Source organism: Pseudomonas sp. PVC-3-1, from assembly GCF_057444315.1.
This window is the reverse complement of record NZ_CM172023.1, coordinates 6,388,945-6,415,254: the sequence shown is the minus strand read 5'-3', so window position 1 is coordinate 6,415,254 and position 26,310 is coordinate 6,388,945. Positions and strand designations below refer to the sequence as shown.

The window sequence follows — 26,310 nt, the reverse complement described above, 5'->3', positions numbered from 1 at the left end:
GCATGCGGCTGCTGGTGGTCGAAGACGATCCCGCTCTAGGGGAAGGTATATGCAACGGATTGCGCCAGGAGGGGTACACCATCGACTGGCTGCAGGACGGGGTGAGTGCATTGCACGCCTTGCAGCAGGAGACCTTCGATCTGGTCGTGCTGGATCTGGGACTTCCGCGCCTGGATGGCATCGAGGTGCTGCGCCGGTTGCGTGCTGGGGGCGATGCGGTGCCCGTGCTGATCCTGACAGCCCGTGACGCGACCGATGATCGCATTGCGGGTCTCGATGCCGGCGCCGACGACTACCTGGTCAAACCGTTCGACCTCAACGAGCTGAAAGCTCGTCTGCGTGCGCTACTGCGTCGCAGCGCCGGTCGCGCCAAGGTGCTGATTGAGCATGCCGGGGTCACACTCGACCCGGCCACTCGGCAAGTCAGCTACCAGGGGCATCCAGTCGTGCTAACCCCGAAAGAGTACCGGCTGCTCCATGAACTGCTGTCCCAACCCGGCAAGGTCTTCACCCGCGAGCGGCTCACTCAGCTCCTTTACGGCTGGGATGAAGAGCCCGAGAGCAACACGCTGGAAGTGAACGTCTATCACCTGCGCAAGAAGCTCTTCAACGATCTGATTCGCACCGTTCGCGGCATTGGCTACCTGGTGGAAGGCAAAGCATGAGTTCGCTGCGCCAACGCACGCTCTGGCGAGTCATGGTGCTGTTACTGGTCGGTACCAGCCTGCTTGCGCTCTACAACTATCACGACAGCAGCCACGAGATTGACGAGATCTACGACGCCCATCTGGCGCAGAACGCGCGCCTCCTACAAGGCGTCATGAGCATGCCGCTAGACGACAAGGATCGCCATGCGTTGTACCTGGCATTCAACGAAGCGCTGAGGCAGGCGGGCAAGCATCGCGTCGGTCACCCTTACGAGAGCAAACTCGCCTTCCAGGTGTGGCGCATCAACGGTGAAGTCCTGGTACATACGGCCAGCGCCCCAAGCTTCACTCGTCCGCTGACCGAGCCCGGCTTTTCCAACATCATGGTGGGGGAGCAACAATGGCGCAGCTTCGTGCTTCCCGTGCCAGAGCGCCAGTTGGTGATCTGGGTCGGTGAGCGCAACGATGTGCGGGACGATCTGATCGGCCGCATCGTCCGCCACACCTTATTTCCCTTCCTGATCGGTAGCCTCGCGTTAGCGTTGCTGGTATGGCTGGCCATCGGCTGGGGGCTGCAACCGTTGCAGAACATGGCACGTGTTATCCGAGCGCGGCATGCAGAGTCACTGGAGCCACTGCAGCTGGTACCCCTACCTCGAGAGCTAGAACCCATGCAGGCGGCGCTCAACCGACTGCTGGGGCAGATTGATGAGCTGCTGCGCCGTGAACATCGATTTATCGCCGACGCCGCCCATGAGATGCGTACGCCCCTGGCAATCCTTCGGCTGCATGCGCAGAACGCGCTTGAGGCCAGGAGCGATGTCGAGCGAGATAAAGCCTTGGAGTTTCTGGTTGGTGGCGTGGATCGTCTCAGTCGAGTGGTAAACCAGCTACTGACCATGGCGAGAATCGAGCCGCGACTCGGGCAACGCAACTGGGTGGTAGTGGATGTGGCTGTCGTGGCGACAGAGACATTGGCGGAGATGACGCCCTGGATTTTGGATCAAGGCCAGGAACCGTCGCTGGAAATCACCGAGGGCGACTATCAGCTTCAAAGTGATGCAGGCGCTTTGGGCATTGCTCTGCAGAACCTGGTCGCAAACGCAGTAAATCATTCACCAGCTGGCGGGCGAGTCAACGTCACGCTACACCGTGAAGGCAACGCCATCGTACTGAACGTGGAAGATCAGGGGCCTGGAATCGACCAGGAAGATCTGGAGCGTGTCTTCGAACGTTTTTACAGTAAAGGTTCTGAGAACGGCGCCGGACTGGGCCTGTCCATTGTGGCGATGATCATGGAGCGGCTTGGAGGAAGCGTGCAGTTGAGCAATCTATCCTCCGGCGGGCTTCGCGCAACGCTGAGGGTCACACCTGCATCGTGATCACGAAGTTCTGCTATGGGGCGGAAGCGGTAGCTGCCGGTGGCGGTATGGGGTGCTTTCTGGTTTAGGGGTACGTATAGGGGTACTGATAAGTTGTTTTCTGAAGAGGCCCAGTAGTAATAGGGGTTTAATGGATTTATTCGATTCCTCTTACCGGCACCATCTTCAGCAAAAAGCCCCGCATTCGAGCGGGGCTTTTTGTTTTCCGATTGCAGAAAAATCAGGCGTAGCCGCCGGGGTTCTGGCTTTGCCAGTTCCAGGCGTCGCGACACATGTCTTCGATGTCGCGGGCGGCCTTCCAGCGTAGTTCTGTGCCCGCCAGCGCAGGGTCGGCGTGGTAGCTGGCGATGTCGCCGTCGCGGCGAGGGAGGAACTGGAAGGGCAGTTCGCGGCCGCAGGCTTTCTCATAGGCGCGGATGATTTCCAGCACGCTGTAGCCGCGGCCGGTGCCGATGTTGAAGGTCTTCGCGCCGCTGGTGCCGTCTAGCCAGCGCAGGGCGCTGAGGTGGGCGTTGGCGAGGTCGACGACGTGCAGGTAGTCGCGCACGCCGGTGCCGTCCGGGGTGGGGTAGTCGTTGCCGAATACGCGGATGAAGGGTTGCTTGCCGGTGGCGACCTGGGAGACGTAGGGCATCAGGTTGTTGGGGATGCCGTTGGGGTCTTCGCCGATGCGGCCGCTTGCGTGGGCGCCGACGGGGTTGAAGTAGCGCAGGATGGCCATGGTCCACTGCGGGTCGGCACGGGCGATGTCGCGCAGGGCAATTTCCGCCATCAGTTTGGATTGCCCGTAGGGGCTGGCCGGGCCTGTGGGGGCGTCTTCGCGGATCGGGCTTTCGGCCGCCAGGCCGTAGACCGTCGCCGAGGAGCTATAGATGAAGCGCTTTACTCCATGACGCTGCATGACCTGGCAAAGGTTCACGGTGCCGGCGAAGTTGGTCTGGTAGTAGGCGATGGGGTCGGCCACCGATTCGGCGACGGACTTCAGGCCGGCGAGGTGCACGGTGGCGTCGATGTCGTGCTCGCGGAACAGGCGGTCGAGGACTGCTTCGTCGCGGACGTCACCTTCCACAAAGGGAATTGTCTGGCCGGTGAGTTGCTCGATGCGTTGCAGCGGAATGGGCGAGCTGTTGCTGAGGTTGTCGAGGACGACGGGGTGGAAGCCCTGCTCGATCAGTTCCAGGCAGATGTGGGAGCCGATATAGCCACAGCCCCCGGTCAACAGAATCCTTTTCGTCATGATCGCGCTCTTGCTCCCTTCGCGGTTCGCTGATTCGTGAGCGTCTGAGTATGTCAGAGGCGCACGAATCGGCACCATCGAGGGCGGCGTGACCGTGTCGGCAGGTCGGAAAGGTCGTACGCCCGGCTTACAGGCTCAGGCGCATCGACAGGTCCAGCGCCTTGACGTCCTTGGTCAGGGTGCCGATGGAGATGTAGTCCACGCCGGTCTCGGCGATGGTACGCAGGGTGGTCTCGGTGATGCCGCCCGAGGCTTCGAGCTTGGCACGGCCGGCGGTGAGGGCCACGGCGGTGCGCATGTCGTCCAGGCTCAGTTCGTCGAGCATGACGATGTCGGCGCCGGCGTCCAGGGCCTGGCGCAGCTCGTCCAGATCTTCCACTTCGATCTCCACCGGCTTGCCGGGGGCGATCTGGTGGGCGGCGGCGATGGCCTGGGCGATGCCGCCGCAGGCAGCGATGTGGTTTTCCTTGATCAGGAAGGCGTCGTACAGGCCGATACGATGGTTATGGCAGCCACCGCAGGTGATCGCGTACTTCTGCGCCAGGCGCAGGCCGGGCAGGGTCTTGCGGGTGTCGAGTAGCTTCACACCGGTGCCGTCCACCAGGTTGGCATAGTGGCGGGCGCGGCTGGCGGTGCCGGAGAGCAGCTGGAGGAAGTTCAGCGCGCTGCGCTCACCGGTAAGCAGCGCGCGGGCCGGGCCTTCCAGGGTGAACAGGGTCTGGTCGGCGCTGACGTGCTCGCCGTCGCGGACCTGCCACTTCACCTGCACGCGCGGGTCGACCTGGCGGAACACTTCGTCGACCCAGGCGGTGCCGGCGATCGTGGCGTTCTCGCGGGTGATGATGCGGGCGCTGGCGTCGCGCTCGGCGGGGATCAGTTGGGCGGTGATGTCGCCGCTGCCGACGTCTTCGGCCAGTGCGGCGCGGACGTTGGCCTGGATTTCCCCGGAAAGCTCGGCGAGGGTGAGGTTCGGCATGGAAGGCTCCTGTTCGCAGTGGCGCGATTATACGGGCGACGGCGCGCGGCGTGCAGGGAAGGCGTATTTTTGGATCATCGTACGATTTGTCGGACGGACGGCGGGCGCGAGGGTGTGAATTTCTTCAAGAATGCGTGAAATGTCTCTTGGTTGTGTAAGAAGCTTCCCTATAATGACGTTGAACCTTTCCGCTTTTTGACGCCACTAAATTGACGTTACGGATGACGCTTCGATGACTGTTGGTGCCGCCAGATGGGTCTGACGGCAGGAGACTTGCGATGCAGAACGACGCGAACGTAGTGCCGCTGAACAAGTCGGCCGCGGAAACCTCGCAGACTTCCTTCGCTGGACGTGTTCCGGCGGGGCTCGTTGCTGTCCGCGACAAGGTCGCCGTCCAACTGCGTCATGCCATGCAGGCACTGTTCGATAACGCCGACGACACCCTGTTCGAGATGGCCGATCGCGCCGCCAACAACGCCGAACAGAGTGCCTACTTCGAAGCCATGCGGGACCTGCGCCTCAAGCGCAAGGGGATCGAGCGCGGCTTCCTGCAGAAGGTCTTCGAGAGCTTCGCCAACCTGAACCAGTATGAAATCGGCCGCGCGCCGGCGCTGGACACGGTTTCCTACGAGAATCTCACCCTGGTGCAGAACGACGAGCTGGAAGAGTCCGTCGCCCTGGACGCCATGGTCGCCAAGGTGATGAGCCGCGACGGCGTTGCCCTCACGCACCTCACCACCCGCTTCAATACCCTGGTCAGCAAGAAGGTCGAGGACAAGAGCAACCCGCTCGGTCCGCGCCAGCTGTGCGAGGCCTTCCTCGAGGCCTGCCGTGGCCTGGGCGTGGAGATCAAGGTCAAGCTGATCATCCTCAAGCTCTTCGAGAAGTATGTGCTGGCCGACGCCGAGCACCTGTACGCGGAAGCCAACCAGACGCTGATCGCCCTCGGCGTACTGCCGGAGCTGAAATCCGTTCCGCTGCGCCGCCCGCCGCAACGCACCGTGCCCAGCAGCCAGCAGGGTGCTGCGCCAGCCGCTGCTGCCACCGCCCAAGCGGGCGAGCCGGGCGCCGGCCAGTACATGGATGCCGACAGCCAGGCTGCCTTCGCCGCCCTGCGCGATCTGCTCTCGCAGGTTCGCGGCAGCGCCGCACCGTCCCGCCCGATGCCGGCGGACGCGGTGCCTATTACCAGCAATGACCTGATGCGCCTGCTGTCGCACCTGCAGTCGCACCTGCCGGCGCAGACCATCGACGAAGTCGACGTGCGCCAGCACCTGGACCACCTGCTGACCCGCGTCAGCAGCAAGAGCGGCCGCTCCCGCGTGGTCGGCCAGGTGGATGAGGACGTCATCAACCTCGTTTCCATGCTCTTCGAATTCATCCTCGATGACCGCACCCTGCCGGATTCGCTCAAGGCCCTGATCGGCCGCATGCAGATCCCGATGCTCAAGGTCGCGGTGCTCGACAAGACCTTCTTCAGCCGTGGCAGCCACCCGGCGCGTCGCCTGCTCAACGAGATCGCCTCGGCCGCCCTCGGCTGGGCCGAACACTCCGACGGCCAGCGCGACCATCTGTACCAGAAGATCGAGCAGGTGGTGATGCGCCTGCTGAACGACTTCGTCGACGACCCGGCGATCTTCTCCGAGCTGCTCGACGAGTTCATCTCCTTCACCGGCGACGAGCGCCGCCGCAGCGACCTGCTGGAGCAACGCACCCGCGATGCCGAGGAAGGCCGCGCGCGCGCCGAACTGGCTCGTCAGGATGTGGAAGGCGTGCTCAACGAGCGTCTGCTGGGCCGCACCCTGCCCGAAGTGGTGGTGCGCCTGCTGCAGGAAGCCTGGAGCCAGGTCCTGCTGCTGACTTGCCTGAAACACGGCACCCATTCCAGCGAATGGGAAGCTGCCCTGGCCACCATGGATGACCTGATCTGGAGCGTCGAGCCCCACGAGGACCCGGACTCCCGCCTGCGCCTGCTGGAAATGGTGCCGCAGCTGCTCAAGTCGCTGCGCGAAGGCCTGGCTTCGGCCGCCTTCGATCCGTTCTCCACCGGCGAATTCTTCAGTCGCCTGGAAGGGCTGCACGTGCAGGCCTTCCAGCGCTACAAGCAGGTCGAGGAAGCGCCGCTGCTCGACCTGGACGATGACCTGCCGCTGCTGGACGACCCGCTGGACGCTCCAGTGGCCGTCGCACCCGCCGCTGCCCAGCCGGCCATGGTCGCGGTGGTCGAGGAGATCATCCTCGCCTCGCCGGAACAGGCCCGCGCGGTGGAGCCTGAAGAAGTCTTCGCCGATGACGACGAATCGCTGCGCAAGGTCGATGACCTGCGTGTCGGCAGTTGGGTGGAAATCCAGGAAGACGAAGAGCACAAGCTTCGCTGCAAGCTGGCTGCGGTGATTCGCCCCAGCGGTCGCTACATCTTCGTCAACCGCACCGGCATGAAGGTGCTGGAAAAGACGCGCATGAGCCTCGCCGTCGAGTTCCGCCGCAATGCCGTGCGCCTGCTCGACGATGCGCTGCTGTTCGACCGCGCTCTGGAGTCGGTGATCGGCAACCTGCGTCGCCTGAAGAACGCCTGAGCCCGCTGGCCTCGCGCCAGCGAGTTCATTTCCCCGGTCGCCTGCTTTAGAGTGGGGCTCTGCCAAGGAGCTTCCATGCAGATCGACCCCGAATCCGGCTGGTGCCTCGAAGCCCAGCGCTGTCCCTCGCCGAACTTCAACGCCCGCCCCGACGGCGAGGAAGTCTCGCTGCTGGTCATCCACAACATCAGCCTGCCGCCCGGCCAGTTCGGTACCTGCAAGGTGCAGGAGTTCTTCCAGAACCGCCTGGACGCCGATGAGCATCCGTACTTCGCCAGCATCTGCAGCCTGACCGTCTCGGCGCATTTCCTCATCGAGCGCGATGGCTCGCTGTTCCAGTTCGTCTCGTGCAACTCGCGCGCCTGGCATGCCGGCATTTCGCGCTTCGACGGTCGCGAGAACTGCAACGATTTCTCCATCGGCATCGAGCTCGAAGGTACCGATACCGAACCCTATAGCGAGCGTCAGTACGAAGTGCTCGCAGAACTGACACGGCAACTGCGCAAGGTCTATCCCGCGATCACTCCGCCGCGCATCCAGGGGCACTGCGATATCGCGCCGGAGCGCAAGACCGACCCTGGCGAGGCGTTCGACTGGGCGCGCTACTTTGCCGACATCGGCGCGGGTGTGAAGAAGGAGTCGACATGAGTTTCCTGGTGCTGTTGCTGGTCCTGCTGGTCGAGAAGTTCTCCGGCTGGCGCGCGCGGGTGCAGCGTGACGGCTGGTGGCTTGGATGGCTGGATGCCGTGGGTGGCGTGAAGTCGCTGGTGGCGCAGCCCTGGCTTGGCCTGCTGGTGGCGATCCTGCCGCCGCTGCTGTTGCTGGCGCTGCTGCTGACTATTCTTGAACCGGTGGCCTACGGCCTGCTGGCGCTGCCTGTGCAGTTGCTGGTGCTGGTCTGGAGCCTGGGCCGCGGCGACGTGCTGCGCGCCATAGGGCCGTTCCGCGATGCCTGGCGCCGTGAGGATGCCCAGGCCGCCTATCACGTCGCCGAGCGCGACCTGGGCGTACAGGTGCAGGCCGATGGCGACGATGATCTGCTCGCCGTGGTGCAGGGCACCTTGGTGTGGGAAGCCTATCAGGCCTTCTTCGCCGTGATCTTCTGGTTCGCGCTGCTCGGCCCGGTGGCCGCGCTGGCCTACCGGCTGCTCGCCATCGCCGCCGAGCAGGGCCGCCACCCGGAGCTGCGCGAGCGCGCTGCGCAACTGCGGCACGCCTTCGACTGGCTGCCCTCGCGCGCACTGGTGTTGAGTTTTGCCCTGGTGGGCAACTTCGTTGCGGTGACTCGCACCCTGCTGCACGACCTGCTGGCCTGGGATGTACCGGCCGCTCGTCTGCTTGCGCGCGCCGGCTATGTCGCCGAAGACTTCAACGAAGGCGGTCTCGGCGCCAAGGGCGTCGCCAGCCTGGACGCGCTCTGGCAGCTGCTGGTGCGCTCTGCGGTGCTCTGGTACGCCGTCTTTGCCATCTGGGCGCTGCTGCTCTGAGGCGGTGAATCGGACCGGCGACCACCGGTCCGATGATGGCATTTTAACCTTAAGTTACAGAACTCCCCGCCGATATCAGGTACACATCGATTCCAAAGCGCGAGGTGACGGCCGCTGCAGTGCAGTGGCCGTTCCGGTGAGCGCGCGTGGCGACGGCCCGTCCAGGGGCGCGCCGCACCATCCCCGACAAGCGACATAACAATAACGGGAACAGGAGACGTCTTTCGTGAGGACCGTGCTCTATCCGGCCATCGCGCTGATGAACCGTCTGAGCTTCGGCATGAAGTTCAGCCTGATCAGTGTGCTGTTTTTCCTGCCGATGCTGATTACCAACTTCTACCTGGTGCGCGACTCCTACGGGCAGTTCGTCAGTACCCGCGCCGAGCTGGAAAGCCTCCAGCTGATCGGCAACGGGCTGCAGGTGCGCCGCCACCTCGAGTCCTACAACGACCTGTTGCAGATCAATGGGATTCTCGGGCAATCGAACAAATCCGCCGGCATCGATTCGCGCATCAGCCAGTTGCACAAGGATCTGCTGGCGCAGATCAGCGCCCTGCAACCGGTCACCCAGGACGCCGAGCAGATTGCCGAATTCAACAGCAAGCGCGATGAGCTGCTGGCCAGCCTGAAGGGTGTCGACGCCGAGGGCTCGCTGCAGAGCAAATCGGCCATGGCCACGCGCCTGCTCAGTGAAGTGCAGGTGTTCAACAAGCTGCTGGTGTCCCAGGCGGGCCTGAGCCAGGACGATGCCCGTGACCTTCGCCAGCTTGCCGAACTGATCACCTCCGGCACCCCGCACGTCACCGAGACCCTTAGCCAGGGCCGCACCATGGGCGCCGGCGCGCTGGGGCAGGGGTTCCTCAACTCCTCCACCAGCAGCAAGCTGGATGACCTGCTGCAGGACCTGGAGAAGCTCGACGCCGAGTACGCACTCAAATTGCAGGACGCCCTGGGTGCCAGCCCGGCTGCGCAGAGCGCGTTGTCCGCAGACGCCCAGGCCAGCCGCGAAACCATCAAGAGCATGGGCAAGCTGTTCGAGGACAAGGTGGTCATGGCCGACACCCTCGACACGCCCTGGGCCGAGTTCTACGAACAGGTCAGCAAGGCGATGGACGTTACCTACCGCCTCGACGACCAAGTCCTTCACTACGTCGACGGCGCACTCCAGGCGCGCCTGGCCAGCAAGCAGCGGCAGATGGTGCTGCTGGTCCTGGCGCTGGTGGTGGTGTTCGTCTCCATCGTCTACCTCTACGGCGGTTTCTACGTCTCCACCCGTACCACGCTCAAGAGCCTGGGCAAGATGATGGAGCGCGTCGCTTCCGGCGACATGACCGTCAACTTCCAGGCCCAGAGCCGCGACGAACTGGGCGAGTTGGGCGATGCCTTCAACCAGACCGTGTCGAAGATCCACGACCTGATCGAGCAGGTTGGCCGCACTGTCAGCGAAGTGGAGCGGCAGACCGTGCGCGTGGAGTCGGTGTCCGCCGAAAGCAACCAGGCGGTGGCTGGGCAGCGCAACCAGATCGAACAGGTCGCCACGGCCATGAACCAGATGGCCGCGACCGCCCAGGAAGTTGCGCGCAGCGCCGCCGTCGCGGTGGGCAGTGCGCACAACGTCAATCAGGAGACCACCAGCGGTCGCGCCCTGGTGGAGTCCCAGGTCGGCAGCATCCAGCGCCTGGCCGGCGAGATCGACGAGTCGGTGGCGGTGATCAACCAGCTGGCCGCCGACAGCGCCTCGATCAGCCGCGTGCTGGACGTGATCAAGGGCATTGCCGAGCAGACCAACCTGCTGGCGCTCAACGCCGCCATCGAGGCTGCGCGCGCCGGCGAGCAGGGCAGGGGGTTCGCGGTGGTTGCCGATGAGGTTCGCACCCTGGCCAAGCGCACCCAGCAGTCCACCGAAGAGATCGAGCAGATGATCGCGCGCTTGCAGAACGGTGTGGGCGCCGCAGTGAAGGCGATGGGCAGCAGCCACCAGACTGCCGATGGCACGGTCAGCCAATCGGCCCAGGTGCAGCAAGCGCTGGAGAACATCCTCAGCGCGGTGGGCGCGATCGTCGACCAGAACCAGCAGATCGCCGCCGCCGCCGAGCAGCAGACCGCCGTGGCCCATGACATCGACCAGAACATCGTCGAGATCAACCAGGCCGGCGAACGCACCTCCGAAGGTGCCAGCGAGACCGAGCGCGCCAGCCGCGAACTGGCCGGGCAGGTGGTGGAGCTGAAGCGACTGATCGGCGCGTTCCGCGTCTGATCTTCAGGGATCAGGGGCGGACGTGCCATCCGCCCCGCAACGGGTTTTCGCCAGCAGACCGATGTCCGTGGGTCGCACGGATGCACCCCATCTCACGGGCATCGGTTTGTCGGTGGACTCATGATCGTGACGGCGCAGCCATTCCCTGTAGGAGCGAGCTTGCTCGCGAACAGAGTCAGCCGGTCACTTCATTGTTGGGCGGTTCGCGAGCAAGCTCGCTCCTACGAAAAGCTCCCCCAGCCGAACGTGATCCTGTAGGAGCGGATTCATCCGCGATCAGGAGTGGCTGGAAACCGATCGCGGACGGAGTCCGCTCCTACCTCCAGCCGAACAGCTCCATGGCGTTGCGTGTGCTGGCGCTGGCCAGTTCTTCCGGGCTGATGCCTTTCAATTCCGCCAGTGCCACGCAGATATCCGGCAGATGCTCCGGGCTGTTGCGCACGCCGGGGTACATCGACGGCGCCATGTCCGGTGAGTCGGTTTCCAGCACGATGGATTCGAGCGGAATCTCCGGCACCACCTTGCGCAGGCGGTTGGCCTGCGGCCAGGTTGGCGCGCCGCCCAGGCCCAGGCGGAAACCCAGCTTGAGGTATTCGCGGGCCTCCTCGCGGCTGCCGGCGAAGGCATGGATGATGCCCTGGCGCTTGGGCTTGTAGCGCTTGAGCGTGGCGATCATCGCCGCATGGGCGCGGCGCACGTGCAGCAGCACCGGCAGCTCGAAGTCGATGGCAATGCGCAGCTGCTCCTCGAAGATGGCCTGCTGGCCGTCGCGGTCGAGGTCTTCCAGGTAATAGTCCAGGCCGATTTCGCCTACTGCGCAGAGCTTCGGATGCCCGGCGAGGCGTTGCAGCCACTCGCGCAGTGCCGCCAGATGCTCCGGCCGGTGCCGCGCCAGGTAGATCGGGTGCAGGCCCAGGGCGGCGTACAGGTCCGGCTCTTTCTCCACCAGCGCCCAGACGTCTTCCCAGTTCTCGCGGAATACCCCCAGCAGCACCTGTCGCTCCACGCCCAGCTCGCGGCTGCGCTGCAGCACGGCGGCGCGATCCTGCTCGAAGTCCGGGCAGTCGAGGTGGTTGTGGGTATCGATCAGGCGCATCGGCTCACTCCGTGCGCAGCTTGAGGTTGCGCGGGATCGGGTGCACACCGGGGGTGTAGCTGTTCTGCTCGATGGCGGCCAGCGCCAGGTCCAGCGCGCGCTCGGCGATCAGCGCGTGCTGCTGGGAAATGGCGTTGACCTTCAGCGGCACGAAGTCCAGCAGCTGGGTGTCGCCGAAAGTGGCAATGCGCAGGTTCGCAGGCCAACCTGCGGGCAGCGCCTGGAGCACGTCGAACACGCCTTCGAGCAGCACGTAGGAGGTGGTGATCAGCGCTTCGGGTAGCTGGCCCTGACTGGCCAGCAGTTCCTCCATCAGGCGGCGTCCGCAGGGGCGGCTGAAGGTTTCGCCATGCTCGATCAACACCTGGCCCTGATAGTCGCGCAAGGCGCTGCGGAACCCCGCGGCACGCTCCTGGGAGATGATCAGCTCCGGTCGCGCGCCGAGCAGGGCGATGCTGCGCGGCGCCGGCTTGAGCAGGCTGGCAGTGAGGCGCTGGCTGGCGTCGCGGTCATCGCTGACCACCGAGCAGAAGCGCTGCGGGTCGAGCTGGCGGTCCACCGCGATGATCGGTACGCCGTCGGCTTGCAGGCGCGCGTGACTGCCGTCATCGGCGGACAGGCAACTGGCGACGATCAGCGCGTCACAGCGTCGCGCGCGGAACAGGTTGAGCACCTGGCGCTCGGTGTCCGGCTCGTCGTCGGAGCAGGCGATCAGCAACTGGTAGCCACGCGCCCGCGCACCCTGTTCGAGCAGCTTGGCGAGCTTGGCGTAGCTGGGGTTTTCCAGGTCCGGCAGGACGAAACCCAGCGTGCGGGTCTGCCCGCGGCGCAGGCTGGCGGCCTGCTGGTCGGGATGGTAGCCGTGCTCCTCGATCACCGCGCGCACGCGCTCAACCGTGGCGGCACTGATGCGGCGCTGGACGGCCTTGCCGTTGATCACATAGCTGGCGGTGGTGACCGAAACACCGGCCAGGCGGGCGATATCACTGAGTTTCAACGCGGGATGCTGCCGACAATTGGGGGCTTCAAGGATCACGCATTATCGAGTAACGTGCCAGTCTCAATAGGTGAAACGATTCAGCTTTGCGCGCGCAGTATTGCCTGAACCCTGTTCCTGCGCCGCAACCTCTAAGCTGATCACCGTACAAGCGGACTACCGCCCCCAGCGCCGGCGCGCACGAATGCCGGTGAGGAGAATGCGATGCTCGATTTCAACGCGCAGCAGGTCCGCATGGGCCAGCGCGCTGCCGACAAGCAGGCCGCGCTGGCCATGCTCGGTGCGGCCCTGGAGGACGACGGCCTGGTCGCCGCCGGTTATCTGGCCGGCATTCAGGCCCGCGAGGCGCAGGGTTCCACCTACCTCGGCCAGGGCATCGCCATTCCCCACGGCACCCCAGAGACGCGCCACCTGGTGCAACGCACCGGCGTGCGCCTGATGCACTTCCCAGAGGGCGTGTACTGGGGTGACGGGCAGATTGTGCACCTGGCCATCGCCATTGCCGCCAAGTCCGACGAACACCTGCGCCTGCTGCAACTACTCACCCGTGCGCTGGGTGACGGCGAAGTGGGCGCGGCATTGCGCGCGGCGGAGAAGCCCGAAGACCTGCTGCAGTTGCTGCAGGGTGGCGCGCCGCAGCCGCTGTTGTTCGACGAGCACCTGGTCGGGCTGGGCGTCACTGCCGAGGACTTCGACGAACTGGCGCTGGTCGGCGCGCGGCGCCTGAAGAAGGCCGGCTGTGTGGTGCCCGGCTTCGCCGCCGCGCTGCACGACCAGGAAGCCCTGCCACTGGGAGCAGGGCTCTGGTGGCAGGACAGCGAGCAGTGCGTCACTCGCCCCGGCCTCGTTTTCGTCACCCCAACTCGCGAGCTGAGTCACGCTGGCCAGCCGGTGCGCGGCCTGTTCTGCCTGGCCCGCCAGGGCGACGCCCACGAATCGGTCTTCGCACGCCTGTGCGACCTGCTGGTGGATGGGCGTGCCGCAGAGCTGGCGAGCGCCACTGTCGTTCGCGCGGTGCTGGAAGCCCTGGGCGGCGAACTGCCGGTGGACTGGCCCAGCGTGCGCGTGCCGTTGGCCAACCCGCATGGCCTGCACGCTCGGCCAGCGCAGGTTTTGATGCTGCTGGCGCGGGACTTCAGCGGAGAAATCCGCGTGCGCCTTGCCGAGGGCGACAGCGCTCCGGTGTCGATCCGCAGCCTGAGCAAGCTGCTCAGCCTTGGCGCTCGGCGCGGGCAGATGCTGGAGTTCTTCGCCGAACCGGAGATTGCCGAAGCGGCGCTGGCCGCCGTGCGCGTTGCAGTGGAGCAGGGCCTGGGCGAAGAGGTCGAGCCACTGCCGCAAGCCATCGAGCTGAGCTTCGAAAGCGTTCAGCTGGATGAGCAGGAACTACAGGCCGTGCGGGCGCCCGAAGCGGGCGCGCAGATCCAGGCCATTCCCGCCTCGCCGGGCATTGCCCATGGGCCGGCCTATGTGCAGGTCGCCCGTACCTTCGAGTTCGCCGCGCGCGGCGAGTCGCCGGAGGCCGAACGCGCGCGCCTGGACGAGGCGCGTACTGCCATCAACCGGGAAATTGAAACCCTGGTGGAGCGCAGCCAGGTGAAGGCGATCCGCGACATCTTTATTACCCACCAGGCCCTGCTGGATGACCCGGAACTGCTCGACGAGGTGCAGGCGCGCCTGGTCGAAGGCGCCAGCGCCGAAGCGGCCTGGAGCCAGGTGATCGAGCGTGTGGCCGGTGAGCAGGAAGCCCTGCGCGATGCGCTGCTCGCCGAGCGTGCGGCGGACCTGCGCGACATCGGCCGGCGGGTACTGGCGCGTTTGTGTGGTGTCGAGAGTGCGGTGGAGCCGGGTGAGCCGTACATTCTGGTGATGGACGAAGTTGGTCCATCGGACGTGGCGCGGCTCGACCCGGAGCGCGTGGCCGGTATCGTCACCGCGCGCGGAGGTGCGACTTCGCACAGCGCGATCATCGCCCGCGCGCTGGGCATTCCCGCGCTAGTGGGTGCTGGGGAAAGCGTGCTGGCGCTGGAATCCGACACGGCCTTGCTGCTCGATGGGGAGAAGGGCGAACTGGTGGTCGCCCCCGATGCGCAAACGCTGAACGCCGCTGAAACCCAGCGTGACCTGCGCCGGCGCCGCGCCGAGCAGGCCGAGGCGCGACGCCATGAGCCGGCAGTGACCCGCGACGGCCATGCCGTGGAAGTCTGCGCCAACCTCGGCGACACCGGCGGTGCGGCGCAAGCCGTGGAGCTGGGCGCAGAGGGTGTGGGTCTGCTGCGCACCGAGTTCGTCTTCATGGACAACCCCCAGGCGCCGGACCAGGCGACCCAGGAAATCGAGTACCGCCGCGTCCTCGATGCGCTGGAGGGCCGCCCGCTGGTGGCCCGCACCCTCGATGTGGGGGGCGACAAGCCGCTGCCGTACTGGCCGATTCCCGAGGAGACCAACCCTTACCTGGGCATTCGTGGCGTGCGCCTCACGCTGCAGCGCCCGCAGATATTCCGTACCCAGTTGCGCGCACTGCTGACGGCTGCGGCAGGCCGCCCACTGCGCATCATGTTCCCCATGGTCGGGCAGGTGGAGGAGTGGCGGCAGGCCCGCGACCTGACCCTCGAACTGTGCGCGGAGCTGGGCGGCGAGCATGACCTGCAACTCGGCATCATGGTCGAGGTGCCGTCCGCCGCGCTGCTGGCGCCGGTGCTGGCGCGGGAGGTGGACTTCTTCAGCGTCGGCACCAACGACCTGACCCAATACGCCCTGGCCATCGACCGTGGCCATCCGACGCTGTCCGCCCAGGCCGACGGTCTGCACCCGGCGGTGCTGCAACTGATCGACATGACCGTGCGCGCCGCCCATGCCCACGGCAAGTGGGTAGGTGTGTGTGGCGAACTGGCCGCCGATCCGCTGGCGGTGCCGCTGCTCGTCGGGTTGGGGGTGGACGAGCTGAGTGTCTCGGCGCGCAGCATTCCGCTGGTGAAAGCGCGGGTCCGCGAGTTGGACCTGCCGACTTCCCGCGAGCTGGCGCAGGCCGCTCTGACCCTGTGCTCGGCCGCGGACGTGCGCCAGAGCGTTGCCCTCACGCTGCCGGAGGTGCACTGATGGCCCGCATCCTGACCCTGACCCTGAACCCCGCGCTGGACCTCACCGTGCGCCTGCCGCAGCTGGAAGTCGGCGAAGTGAATCGCAGCGAGTCGATGCTCAGCCAGGCCGCCGGCAAGGGCTTGAATGTTGCCCAGGTGCTGGCTGATCTGGGGCACTCCCTGACCGTTGCCGGCTTCCTCGGTGCGGACAATGTGCTGCCCTTCGAAGCCTTGTTCCGCCGCCGTGGATTCGTCGATGCCTTTGTCCGCGTGCCGGGCGAGACGCGCCGCAATATCAAGATCGCCGAAGGCACTGGGCGTATCACCGATATCAACGGCCCCGGCCCGGAAGTCAGTGGTGTGCAGCAGGACGCGCTGCTGGATCGTCTCGATCTGATTGCCGCCGATTTCGATATCGCGGTGGTCGCCGGCAGCCTGCCGCGCGGCGTCGACCCCCAGTGGTTGCGCGAGCTGCTGCTGCGCCTGCAGGGACATGGCCTGAAGGTCGCCTTTGATTGCAGTGGCGCGGCTTTGCGTGCGGGCCTCGAAGCGGCGCCCTGGCTGATCAAACCCAACGATCAGGAGCTGGGCGAGGCCTGTGGACAACTTGCTGGCAGCGCCGAGGAATTAGCGGCGCAGGTCGAGTCGTTGCACGCTCGTGGCATTGAACAGGTGGTGGTTTCGCAGGGCGCCAATGGCGTGCGCTGGTTCGGCCCGGCGGGAGTCTGGCAGGCAGTTCCGCCGACGGTGGAAGTGGCCAGCACGGTGGGCGCTGGCGATTCGCTGCTGGCCGGCATGGTCCATGGCCTGCTGGCCGGCTGGCCGGCTGAACGCGTGCTGCGCCAGGCCACGGCGGTGGCGGCGCTGGCGGTCACCCAGTTCCAGTTCGGCATCGGCGATGTGCAGCGTTTGAAACGCATCGAAGACGCGGTGCAGGTCCGGGCGCAGGCCTGAGCAAGAGAACAACAAGAGGTATGACGATGAACCTTGCCCTGATCACGGCCTGCCCTAACGGCCAGATTTCCAGTGTGCTCAGTGCTCGCCTGCTGCGTGCGGCGGCCGAGCGCCTGGGTTGGTCTGTCTGTGTCGAGCAATGTGACCCGCAGCATCCGGAGCGCCAGCTGAGCGAAGGCCAGATTGCCGCGGCCGACTGGGTGCTGGTGGTCAGTGCGCAGCCGCTGGACCTCTCGCGTTTCGTCGGCAAGCGCCTGCTGCAGGCGCGCCCGGCCGAGGCGCTGGCCGAGCCTGCCAGCTTCCTCCCGCGTGCTGCGCAGGAGGCGCAAGTCTGGCAAGGCGAGGAGCGTCCGGGTGAGCCTGTCGCTGTCACGCACACGGCGAAGCTGGTGGCCGTGACCGCCTGCCCGACCGGCGTGGCGCACACCTTCATGGCCGCCGAAGCATTGCAGCAGGCGGCGCAGCAGATGGGGGTCGAGTTGCGGGTGGAAACCCAGGGCTCGGTGGGGGCGCGTAATCCGCTGGGTGCCGAGGAAATCGCCGCCGCCGATGTGGTCCTTCTGGCTGCGGATATCGAGGTGAATCCTGAGCGTTTCGCCGGCAAGCGGATATTCCGCTGCGGCACCGGCGTGGCGCTTAAGCAGCCGCAAGCGACCATCGAGCGCGCGCTGAAGGAAGCGGTGGCGGAGTCCGCCTCGTCCGCTGGCGGCGCTGCGGCGCCGGCGAAGAACGAAGCGCGAGGGGTCTACAAACACCTGCTCACCGGCGTGTCCTTCATGCTGCCGATGGTGGTGGCCGGCGGCCTGCTGATCGCGCTGTCCTTCGTCTTCGGCATCGAGGCGTTCAAGCAGCAGGGCACCCTGGCGGCGGCGCTGATGCAGATCGGCGGCGACGCGGCGTTCAAGCTGATGGTGCCGATGCTGGCGGGCTACATCGCCTGGTCCATCGCCGACCGCCCGGGGTTGGCGCCGGGCATGATCGGCGGGCTGCTGGCGAGCACGCTGGGCGCGGGCTTCCTCGGCGGCATAGTCGCCGGCCTGCTCGCCGGCTATTCGGCGCGAGCGATTGCCCAGTGGATTCCTTTGCCGGCCAGTGTCGCGGCGCTCAAGCCGATCCTGATCATTCCGCTGCTGGCCAGCCTGTTCACCGGGCTGGTGATGATCTACGTGGTGGGTTCGCCGGTGGCGGCGATGATGCGCTCGCTTACCGACTTTCTCGCCGGGATGGGCACCACCAATGCCATCCTGCTCGGCCTGCTGCTGGGCGGGATGATGTGCGTGGACCTCGGCGGGCCGATCAACAAGGCGGCCTATGCGTTTTCGGTCGGCCTGCTGGCTTCGCAGAGCTATGCGCCGATGGCTGCTGTGATGGCTGGCGGCATGGTCCCGCCGATTGGCATGGGCATCGCCACGCTGTTGGCGCGGCGCAAGTTCGCCCAGAGCGAGCGCGAGGCCGGCAAGGCGGCGCTGGTGCTGGGGCTGTGCTTCATCTCCGAGGGAGCGATTCCCTTTGCCGCGAAGGACCCGCTGCGGGTGATCCCGGCGAGCATCGCTGGCGGCGCGCTGACCGGCGCGCTGTCGATGCTGTTCGGCTGCAAGCTGCTGGCGCCCCATGGCGGACTCTTCGTGCTGCTGATCCCCAACGCGATGAACCACGCGTTGCTTTATCTGCTGGCAATTGCCATCGGCAGCCTGGTGACCGGTGTGCTCTATGCGCTGCTCAAGCGCGGCGAGGCAGCGCCGATGATGGTGATGGGCGAGCAGGCGCCGGGGCGCGGGTGAGAGGCTTGGCCGCGTTGATGTGTGCGGGTTCGCGAGCAAGCTCGCTCCTACGAAAAGCCGTGTCCTTCCTGTAGGAGCGAGCGTGCTCGCGAATGCACTTCAAGCCGTGCGGCGCGGACGTTGCTCGGCGACCTGTGCCGGTACCGGCAGGCGGTGCGAGTCGCCGCGGCCCATGGGGAAGTATTCGAAGCCGTAGCGCGCCACGCGCTCGGGGTCGAACAGGTTGCGACCGTCGAAGATCACCGGGGACTTCAGGCGGCTGGCCACCAGTTCGAAGTCCGGCGCCTTGAACTGTCGCCACTCGGTGCAGATCACCAGGGCATCGGCGCCGCCGAGGGTGGCTTCCGGAGTGCCCATCAGGGTCAGGCGTTCATCGTGGCCGTACAGGCGTTGCGCTTCGGGCATGGCTTCGGGATCGAAGGCGCGGACCTTGGCGCCGGCGGCCCACAGGGCCTCCATCAGGGTGCGGCTGGGGGCGTCACGCATATCGTCGGTGTTGGGCTTGAACGACAGGCCCCACAGCGCGAAGGTGCGGCCCTTGAGCTTGCCGCCGTAGTAGCTGCGGATGCGCTCGAACAGCTTGCTCTTCTGCCGCTGGTTCACTGCTTCCACCGCGCGCAGCAGGTCGCTGGAGCAGTGGGCTTCCTCGGCGCTGTGGATCAGGGCCTGGACGTCCTTGGGGAAGCACGAACCGCCGTAGCCGCAGCCAGGGTAGATGAAGTGGTAGCCGATGCGCGGGTCGGCGCCCATGCCCTGGCGTACGGCTTCGATGTCGGCGCCCAGGTGCTCGGCCAGCTCGGCCATCTGGTTGATGAAGCTGATCTTGGTGGCGAGCATGCAGTTGGCGGCGTACTTGGTCAGCTCCGCGCTGCGCAGGTTCATGCTCAGGATGCGGTCGTGGTTGCGGTTGAACGGCTCGTAGATCTCGCGCATCACGTCCAGCACCTCGGGGCTTTCGCAGCCGATGACGATGCGGTCGGGTTTGCGGCAGTCGGCCAGTGCGGAGCCTTCCTTGAGGAATTCGGGGTTGGAGACGATCTCGAAGTCCAGGCTGCGGCCCTGTTCGGCGAGCACGGCCAGCACCTTGGACTTCACGCGGTCACCGGTGCCCACCGGTACGGTGGATTTCTCGACGATGATCACCGGCTGGGTGCGGTGGCGGGCGATGCCTTCGGCCACCGCCAGCACGGCACGCAGGTCAGCGGAGCCATCGGGCAGCGGCGGGGTGCCGACGGCGATGAACTGCACGCGGCCGTGGGCGGCGGCCTCGGCGACGTCGCTGGTAAAGCGCAGCCGTCCGGCCTCCAGGTTGTCCTTCACCAGCTCGGCGAGGCCCGGCTCGAAGATGCTGATCTGGCCGCGCTTGAGCTTGGCGATCTTGTCCTCGTCGATGTCCATGCACAGGACGTCGTGGCCCACTTCGGCCATGACCGCAGCCTGCACCAGGCCTACATAACCGATTCCGAATACGCTGATTTTCATGGTCTGCTCTCCCGAAAAGGGACTTGAAGCGGGATTGAGGTCAGTCGAACTGCGCGTGCTCGGAGCGAGCGTCGCTGGGTTTGATGACGGTTGTTCTGTCATGGCGGCGTGGCGCGTTGATCGCGATCACGCCGGCGATTACCAGGGCAACGCCCAGGGTGCGCGGCAGGCTCAGGGGCTCGCCCAGGCCGGGCAGTACGGCGGCGCCGAGGTAGACGAGGGCATAGCTCAGGCTCAGCCAGGAATAGGCGCGGCTCAGCGGCAGGTGTTTGAGGGCGAGCAGCCAGCAGAGCATCGACAGCGCGTAGGCCAGCACCGCGCCGGCCAGGGCCAGCAGGGCAGGGATGTCGAGCTGTGCCAGGTCGAATGGCCAGTGCGAGGGCAGGCGCGTCATGCTCCAGCGCATGCCCAGCTGCGCACTGCTCACCAGCAGCACGCTGCCCAGGGCGAAAGCGATGCCGCGTTTCATGAGTGCATCCCCAGCAGGGCGACGCCGCCAACGATCAGCGCCACGCCGAACCAGTGGCGGGCATCGATGCGCTCGCCGAACAGGCGGCTCGCCAGCAGCGTCACCAGCACGAAGTTCAGGCTCAGCATCGGGTAGGCGACGCCTACTTCCAGGCGCTGCAGGACCAGCAACCAGAGCAGCAGGCCGCCGCCCAGGCAGGCGATGGCGAGCAGCAGCCAGGGCGAAAGGAGTTTTGCCGCGATGCCGGCCGGCGCATCGCGCCAGCTTTCCACGGCGAATTTCTGCGCCAGTTGGCCCAGGCAGGTAAGCAGGCATACGCAGGCCAGCAGCAGGGCGGTCATGGCGCGGCCTGCGGAATCAGCAGGACCACCAGGTGGTTCTGCCGGTAGCTGATGGCGTCGCTGGGCAGCATCGCCAGTTCGGCTTCATCGCTGGCGCTGTTGACCCGCATGATCACGCCGATGGAGCCCTCGGCGCGGGCGCGGTCGACCCAGGCATGGATACCTTCGGGGGGGATGCTGCGCCCCTGGCCTTCGGGATAGCCCAGGCCGAACTTCAGCTCGCCTTCGGTGTTGAACAACGTGATGTCGCTGCGCTGGGTGCGCCAGGCCAGCGCGGTGGCGGCGCCCAGGTCATTGCTCAGCAGGCTGCGGGCGCCCTTGAGCTGGTCGAGGTGCTCGGCGATGAACTGGTCGGGCATCTTGCTGTTGACCATCTTGTTCGGCATCGCATTGGGCACCAGGGCCACCAGCAGCCAGGCAGCGAAGGCCGGGGCTGCCCAGAAGCGACCGGGCCGCAGCAGTTGCAGCAGGCCGGCGAGCAGCCAGGCGATGCAGACCAGGGTGATCATCAGGATGCTGGGCAGTTCGTCGTGGTACTGCGGGTGGCGGGCCTGCATGAACAGCAGGCCGGCCAGGGCGCTGCTGCCCAGTAGCAGGTTGAGCGCGCCGTTGAGTTTCAGGGTGATCAGCTTGCGCTGCTGCAGCGCACGGCCGAGGGCGTCGGCCATCAGCAGGGCGAGCGGAGCGAAGCACGGCATGATGTAGGTCGGCAGCTTGCCCTTGGCCAGGCTGAAGAACAGGAAGGGCATGACGAACCACAGCAGAAGGAACAGCAGCTTCGAGTCGCGCCAGCCTTTTATCCCGTTGCGTAGGGCCGGGAAGATCAGCACCGCCCAGGGCAGCGCACTGGCGAACAGCAGCGGCACGAAGAACCAGATCGGCCGGCCGTGCTGGGCGTCGTCAGCGGCGAAGCGGCGGATGTGCTCGTGCCAGAAGAAGAAGTCCCAGAACTCCGGTTCGCGCGCATTGATCAGCAGCGCCCAGGGGGCGGCGACCAGCGCGGCGACCAGCACCGCGAGCGGGCCGTAGCGCAGCAGCTCGCCGACGCGTTTCTGCAGCACGGCGTAGGGCAGGCCGACGAGAACCGGCAGCAGGAAGGCGAGGAAGCCCTTGGTCATGAAGCCCAAGGCACAGGCCGCGCCCAGCAGGCTCCAGGCAGCGAAGCGACCGCGCGCGGTTCTGGCGTCGAAGGCGAACCACAGGGCACCGAGGCTGAGGTTCACACACAGGGTGAATTGCGGGTCGAGGTTGGCGTAACCGGCCTGCCCGGCGATCAGCCCGAAGCTCAGGTACAGCACGCCCGCGGCCCAGGTGCGGCGTGGGTCATTCCACAACCGGCGGGCGACCAGCAGTACCAGCAGGGTACTCAGCGCGGTGACCAGCGCCGAGGCGAAGCGCACGCCGAACAGATTCTGGCCGAACACCGCCTGGCTGGCTGCGATCAGCCAGTAGCCGCCGGTGGGCTTCTCGAAGTAGCGCAGGCCGAGCAGGTGCGGGGAAACCCAGTCGCCGCTCTGCAGCATGGCCTGGCTGATCTGCGCATTGCGCGACTCGTCGGGAATCCACAGGCCGTGGAACGCCATCGGCAGCAGAATGCACAACACGAAGGCGGCGAGCAGCGTCGGGTAGGCCAGGCGGTTCATGCGCGCTGCACCCCCAGCCAGCCTTCGCGGCCGGCCAGTTCGCCGCGTACCAGGCTGGCGACGGGCAGGGTGGTCGGATCGTCCGGCAGCAGCCGACCCAATGGGACGAAGCGGATGCCGCCGGCCCGTGCCTGGGCCAGCAAGCGGCGGAAGTCGTGGGCCATGAGAATGCCCTCGACCTCGGCGTGAATGGTGTACACGTTCAAGGCGTCCATGTCGAAGCGGGAAAGGATGTAATCGTTGAAGGCGGATGGCGCCACCTGTGGGCCGACGACTTCGTCGAAGGTGGGCATGTCCACCGGGATCTGCGGGGTGCCGGCGCGGCCGTCGGCCAGGCGCGGGCGGAACAGCGAGCGGCCCCGGCAATCGCTGTTGTAGCGAAAGCCGAAGTGCTCCTTGGCTTCCACGGTGCGCTCGTCTGCACGCCAGCCGGCCACCGCCGAACACTCCACCGGGTTGCCGAGGATGTCAGCGAGGGTGTCCACGCCACGGCGGATCTGTTGCTCCAGTTGCTGCACGCTCCAACGGCCGGCGTTGGCCTGCCAGCCGTGGTGGTCCCAGGCGTGCAGGCCAACTTCATGGCCGGCATCCTGGGCGCGTCGCATCAGGTGGCCCAGGTCGCGGCCGATCGGCTTGCCCGGCCAGGCGGTGCCGGCCAGCAGGATGTCCCAGCCATACAGCCCGGCGGCGTTGGAGCGCAGCATCTTCCACAGGAACTGCGGGCGGATCAGGCGCCACAGGTGCCGGCCCATGTTGTCGGGGCCGACACTGAAGAAGAAGGTCGCCTTGACGTCGGCTTCCTCGAGCATGTCCAGCAACCGCGGCACGCCATCACGGGTGCCACGGTAGGTGTCGACGTCGATGCGCAGGCCCGCTCTCATCAGGCGATGCTTTTCTTCAGCGGGAAGGCGTGGGGTTGGGCGCCGGAGCGCTCGGCCAAGGCTTCACGGAGGAAGAAGTCCAGGGTCTTGCCGATGGTGGCGGAGAGCTCCACGCTCGGCTGCCAGTTCAGCAGGCGACGGGCGTTCTCGATGCTCGGTTTGCGGTGCGATACGTCCTGGTAGCCGTCACCATAGAAGCTGCGGCTCTCCACTTCGCGGAAGCCGGCGAAGGGCGGGAACTGGTCGCGCAGCGGGTGGGCCTCGAACTGGCGGAGCAGTTCTTCGCCCAGTTGGCGGATGCTGGCTTCGTTGTCCGGGTTGCCGATGTTGACGATTTGCCCGTCGCAGCGGCTGCCCTCGTTATCGATGATGCGCGCCAGTGCCTCGATACCGTCGTCCACATCGGTGAAGCAGCGCTTCTGCTCGCCGCCGTCGACCAGGCGGATCGGGGTGCCTTCCACCAGGTGCAGGATCAGCTGGGTGATGGCGCGGGAGCTGCCGATGCGCGCGGAGTCCAGGCGGTCCAGGCGCGGGCCCATCCAGTTGAACGGACGGAACAGGGTGAACTTCAGGCCCTTCTGGCCGTAGGCCCAGATGACGCGGTCGAGCAGTTGCTTGGAGACCGAGTAGATCCAGCGCTGCTTGTTGATCGGGCCGACGATGAGGTTGGACTTGTCCTCGTCGAAGTTGGCGTCGGTGCACATGCCGTACACCTCCGAGGTGGAGGGGAAGATCACGCGCTTGTTGTACTTCACGCAGTAGCGGACCAGCTTGAGGTTTTCCTCGAAGTCCAGCTCGAACACGCGCAGCGGGTTGCGGGTGTATTCGATGGGCGTGGCGATGGCCACCAGCGGCAGGACCACGTCGCATTTCTTGATGTGGTATTCGATCCACTCGGTGTGGATGCTGATGTCGCCTTCGACGAAGTGGAAGTCCGGGTTGCCCTTCAGGCGTTCGATGGCGTCGGAGCCGATGTCCAGGCCGTAGACCTCGTAGTTGCCGTCGCGCAGCAGGCGCTCGGAGAGGTGGTTGCCGATGAAACCGTTGACGCCAAGGATCAGCACGCGGGTCTTGCGCTTGGGTTTGCCGACTGCGCCGTGCAGACGCGAGCCATCCACCAGGCCCATCTCGCGGGCCAGTTGCGGGCCGGCGAGGAACAGGCCGCTGTCGTTCTGCTGGCCGGAGAGGATTTCCAGCGAGTCTTCGCCGCAGGCGATGCGCAGCGGGTCGACCGACAGGACCGAACCGGGTGCCATGCCGTTGTTGCCGGCGGCGACGCGCGAACTCCAGACGATCAGCTTGCGATCACCCACCGGGGCAAAGGCGCCCGGATAGGGCTGGGTCACGGCGCGGACCAGGTTGTGCAGTTCGCGGGCCGGGCGCTTCCAGTCGATCAGGCCGTCCGCCGGGGCGCGGCGACCGAAATAGCTGGCGCGGGATTCGTCCTGGGCGACTTCCTGCAGCTCACCACGGGCCAGGCGCGGCAGGGCGGAGGCGAGCAGCTCGCGGGTGGCCTCGCGCAGCTTGCCGTGCAGCACCAGGGCGGTGTCGTCGGCGCCGATGGCGACGCTCTGCTGGGCGAGGATGCCGCCGGCATCGGCGCGTTTGACCATGCGGTGCAGGGTCACGCCGGTCTCGGTTTCGCCGTTGACCAGCACCCAGTTGGCCGGGGCGCGGCCACGGTAGCGCGGCAGCAGCGAACCGTGCAGGTTGTAGGCGCCTTTGGTGGCGCAGGCCAGCAGCTCTTCGCTGAGCAGGTGGCGGTAGTAGAAAGAGAAGATGTACTGCGGCTGCAACTCGCGAATGCGCGCGACCCACAGCGGGTGGTTGACGTCTTCCGGTGCGTGCACCGGGATGCCCAGGCGCGCGCAGAGCTGCGCGACCGAGCCGTAGAAGCGGTTTTCCTTGGGATCGTCGGCGTGGGTGAAGACGGCGTCGATCTGGTAACCGGCGGCGAGCAGTGCCTCGATGCCGGCGCAGCCGAAGTCGTGGTAGGCGAAGACGATGGTCTGCTGGGTCATGGCTGGATGGACTCGAAGGAAGGGGAAGAAGAGGAAATCTGCGGGCGCGATGCATCAGCGCGGACGATGCGCTCGATGAAGAAGCGGGGACGGGCGCGCACGTCGTTGTACATGCGCCCCAGGTACTCGCCGAGCAGGCCCATGCCGACCAGTTGCACGCCGGTGAACATGAACAGCACGGCGAACAGCACGAATACCCCGTGGCCTGCCCAGGCGGCGCCGAACAGCAGGCGCAGCACCAGCAGCATCAGCGCGAAGGCGAAGCCGGCCACCGCCATGCCGCCGCCGACGAAGGACAGCAGGCGCAGCGGCGAGGTGGTCATGCAGGTGACCAGGTCGAACATCAGGTTGATCAGGCGCAGGAAGTCGTACTTCGACTCGCCGTGCTCGCGCTCGGCGTGGGCGACGAGGATCTCGCTGGTGTGGCGGGCGAAGCTGTTGGCCAGGATCGGGATGAAGGTGCTGCGCTCGCGGCAGGCCAGCATCGCCTTGACGATGCTCGCGCGGTAGGCGCGCAGCATGCAGCCGTAGTCGTTCATCGCCACGCCGGTGGAGCGCTGCACCGCGAGGTTGATCAGCTTCGACGGCCAGCGGCGCAGGGCGGAGTCCTGGCGTTGCTGGCGCACGCTGCCGACCACGTCGTAGCCCTTGGCGGCTTCGGCCACCAGGCGCGGGATCTCTTCCGGGGGGTTCTGCAGGTCGGCATCGAGGGTGATCACCAGGTCGCCCTGGCACTGCTCGAAGCCGGCCATGATCGCGGCGTGCTGGCCATAGTTGCGGTTGAGGATCACCGCCACCACGTGGCTGCCGGGCGCCTCGGCGGCTTCCTGCAGCAGCTCGGCGGAGCTGTCGCGGCTGCCGTCGTCGATCAGCACGATCTCGTAGTCGCGGCCCAGCTGTTCGCAGGCGGCGTTAGTGCGGCGCAGCAGCTCAGGCAGGCTGGCCTCTTCGTTGTACACCGGGATGACGATGGACACACGATTGATCGGATAGGGTTTCACGG

The 26,310-nt window shown here is 66.2% G+C and carries 20 protein-coding genes and 1 pseudogene; 10 read left to right on the top strand and 11 right to left on the bottom strand.

Translation table 11 applies throughout. From position 1 onward, the window contains the following. Positions 1–2: 2 nt before the first annotated feature. Positions 3–665 (top strand): response regulator, encoded by a 663-nt coding sequence (locus tag AC2T4A_RS29535; protein WP_024767066.1) that lies wholly within the window; start codon positions 3–5, stop codon positions 663–665. After that, complete coding sequence (locus tag AC2T4A_RS29530; protein WP_486742435.1) at positions 662–2,029, top strand: ATP-binding protein; 1,368 nt, start codon at positions 662–664, stop codon at positions 2,027–2,029. The genes AC2T4A_RS29535 and AC2T4A_RS29530 overlap by 4 nt, the downstream gene beginning before the upstream one ends. Before the next feature lie 220 nt (positions 2,030–2,249). Here AC2T4A_RS29530 and galE read toward each other — a convergent pair whose 3' ends face one another. Continuing rightward, entirely contained in the window at positions 2,250–3,266 is a 1,017-nt protein-coding gene (gene galE / locus AC2T4A_RS29525; protein ID WP_486742434.1) for a UDP-glucose 4-epimerase GalE, read from the bottom strand. Positions 3,267–3,393: 127 nt separating this feature from the next. After that, complete coding sequence (gene nadC, locus AC2T4A_RS29520) at positions 3,394–4,242, bottom strand: carboxylating nicotinate-nucleotide diphosphorylase (RefSeq protein ID WP_486742433.1); 849 nt, start codon at positions 4,240–4,242, stop codon at positions 3,394–3,396. A gap of 278 nt (positions 4,243–4,520) precedes the next feature. Here nadC and AC2T4A_RS29515 point away from each other — a divergent pair, with 278 nt between their 5' ends. The 5 genes and pseudogenes from AC2T4A_RS29515 to AC2T4A_RS29495 all read left to right on the top strand — a co-directional run bounded on the left by AC2T4A_RS29515 (position 4,521) and on the right by AC2T4A_RS29495 (position 10,562). Continuing rightward, a complete protein-coding gene (locus tag AC2T4A_RS29515; protein ID WP_486742432.1) occupies positions 4,521–6,818 on the top strand; it encodes a DUF1631 domain-containing protein in 2,298 nt (765 codons plus the stop codon). Between the two features lie 75 nt (positions 6,819–6,893). Beyond that, a complete protein-coding gene (gene ampD, locus AC2T4A_RS29510; RefSeq protein ID WP_416745709.1) occupies positions 6,894–7,466 on the top strand; it encodes a 1,6-anhydro-N-acetylmuramyl-L-alanine amidase AmpD in 573 nt (190 codons plus the stop codon). Continuing rightward, positions 7,463–8,305: a regulatory signaling modulator protein AmpE gene (ampE, locus tag AC2T4A_RS29505; RefSeq protein WP_416745707.1), complete on the top strand. Its 843-nt coding sequence runs from the start codon at positions 7,463–7,465 to the stop codon at positions 8,303–8,305. The genes ampD and ampE overlap by 4 nt, the downstream gene beginning before the upstream one ends. Before the next feature lie 259 nt (positions 8,306–8,564). After that, positions 8,565–9,656: pseudogene (locus tag AC2T4A_RS29500) on the top strand (methyl-accepting chemotaxis protein); the annotation flags it as partial. Next, positions 9,633–10,562, top strand: coding sequence for a methyl-accepting chemotaxis protein (locus AC2T4A_RS29495; RefSeq protein ID WP_486743739.1), 930 nt, complete (start codon positions 9,633–9,635; stop codon positions 10,560–10,562). The pseudogene AC2T4A_RS29500 and the gene AC2T4A_RS29495, both read left to right, overlap by 24 nt. A gap of 316 nt (positions 10,563–10,878) precedes the next feature. On the opposite strand, the gene AC2T4A_RS29490 is transcribed toward AC2T4A_RS29495, so the two are convergent. Further along, positions 10,879–11,658, bottom strand: a complete 780-nt coding sequence (locus tag AC2T4A_RS29490; RefSeq protein ID WP_486742431.1) for a TatD family hydrolase — start codon at positions 11,656–11,658, stop codon at positions 10,879–10,881. Positions 11,659–11,662: 4 nt separating this feature from the next. Continuing rightward, positions 11,663–12,655: a catabolite repressor/activator gene (cra, locus tag AC2T4A_RS29485; RefSeq protein WP_416745703.1), complete on the bottom strand. Its 993-nt coding sequence runs from the start codon at positions 12,653–12,655 to the stop codon at positions 11,663–11,665. Between the two features lie 204 nt (positions 12,656–12,859). On the opposite strand from cra, the gene ptsP reads away from it, so the two are divergent. Genes ptsP through AC2T4A_RS29470 form a run of 3 tightly spaced genes read left to right on the top strand, consistent with a single transcriptional unit; the run spans position 12,860 to position 18,470 of the window. After that, positions 12,860–15,754: a phosphoenolpyruvate--protein phosphotransferase gene (ptsP, locus tag AC2T4A_RS29480; protein WP_486742430.1), complete on the top strand. Its 2,895-nt coding sequence runs from the start codon at positions 12,860–12,862 to the stop codon at positions 15,752–15,754. Continuing rightward, complete coding sequence (gene pfkB, locus AC2T4A_RS29475) at positions 15,754–16,689, top strand: 1-phosphofructokinase (protein ID WP_486742429.1); 936 nt, start codon at positions 15,754–15,756, stop codon at positions 16,687–16,689. The genes ptsP and pfkB overlap by 1 nt, the downstream gene beginning before the upstream one ends. A 26-nt stretch (positions 16,690–16,715) precedes the next feature. Beyond that, positions 16,716–18,470, top strand: a complete 1,755-nt coding sequence (locus AC2T4A_RS29470) for a PTS fructose-like transporter subunit IIB (protein WP_486742428.1) — start codon at positions 16,716–16,718, stop codon at positions 18,468–18,470. Positions 18,471–18,569: 99 nt separating this feature from the next. Here AC2T4A_RS29470 and AC2T4A_RS29465 read toward each other — a convergent pair whose 3' ends face one another. From AC2T4A_RS29465 to arnC, 7 genes are read right to left on the bottom strand one after another with little or no spacing between them, the layout of a single operon-like run. Then, a complete protein-coding gene (locus AC2T4A_RS29465; RefSeq protein WP_478377334.1) occupies positions 18,570–19,952 on the bottom strand; it encodes a UDP-glucose dehydrogenase family protein in 1,383 nt (460 codons plus the stop codon). A gap of 40 nt (positions 19,953–19,992) precedes the next feature. Beyond that, positions 19,993–20,421, bottom strand: coding sequence for a 4-amino-4-deoxy-L-arabinose-phosphoundecaprenol flippase subunit ArnF (arnF, locus tag AC2T4A_RS29460; protein ID WP_478377333.1), 429 nt, complete (start codon positions 20,419–20,421; stop codon positions 19,993–19,995). After that, positions 20,418–20,762, bottom strand: a complete 345-nt coding sequence (gene arnE, locus AC2T4A_RS29455; RefSeq protein WP_017516757.1) for a 4-amino-4-deoxy-L-arabinose-phosphoundecaprenol flippase subunit ArnE — start codon at positions 20,760–20,762, stop codon at positions 20,418–20,420. Before arnE ends, arnF begins: the two co-directional genes overlap by 4 nt. Then, the gene (arnT, locus tag AC2T4A_RS29450) at positions 20,759–22,405 is read right to left on the bottom strand and encodes a lipid IV(A) 4-amino-4-deoxy-L-arabinosyltransferase (protein WP_478377332.1); all 1,647 of its coding nucleotides are present in this window, start codon (positions 22,403–22,405) and stop codon (positions 20,759–20,761) included. The genes arnE and arnT overlap by 4 nt, the downstream gene beginning before the upstream one ends. After that, entirely contained in the window at positions 22,402–23,289 is an 888-nt protein-coding gene (gene arnD, locus AC2T4A_RS29445; RefSeq protein ID WP_478377432.1) for a 4-deoxy-4-formamido-L-arabinose-phosphoundecaprenol deformylase, read from the bottom strand. Before arnD ends, arnT begins: the two co-directional genes overlap by 4 nt. Beyond that, the gene (gene arnA, locus AC2T4A_RS29440; protein ID WP_478377331.1) at positions 23,286–25,307 is read right to left on the bottom strand and encodes a bifunctional UDP-4-amino-4-deoxy-L-arabinose formyltransferase/UDP-glucuronic acid oxidase ArnA; all 2,022 of its coding nucleotides are present in this window, start codon (positions 25,305–25,307) and stop codon (positions 23,286–23,288) included. Before arnA ends, arnD begins: the two co-directional genes overlap by 4 nt. Continuing rightward, a complete protein-coding gene (arnC, locus tag AC2T4A_RS29435) occupies positions 25,304–26,308 on the bottom strand; it encodes an undecaprenyl-phosphate 4-deoxy-4-formamido-L-arabinose transferase (RefSeq protein ID WP_478377330.1) in 1,005 nt (334 codons plus the stop codon). The genes arnA and arnC overlap by 4 nt, the downstream gene beginning before the upstream one ends. Positions 26,309–26,310 lie beyond the last annotated feature (2 nt).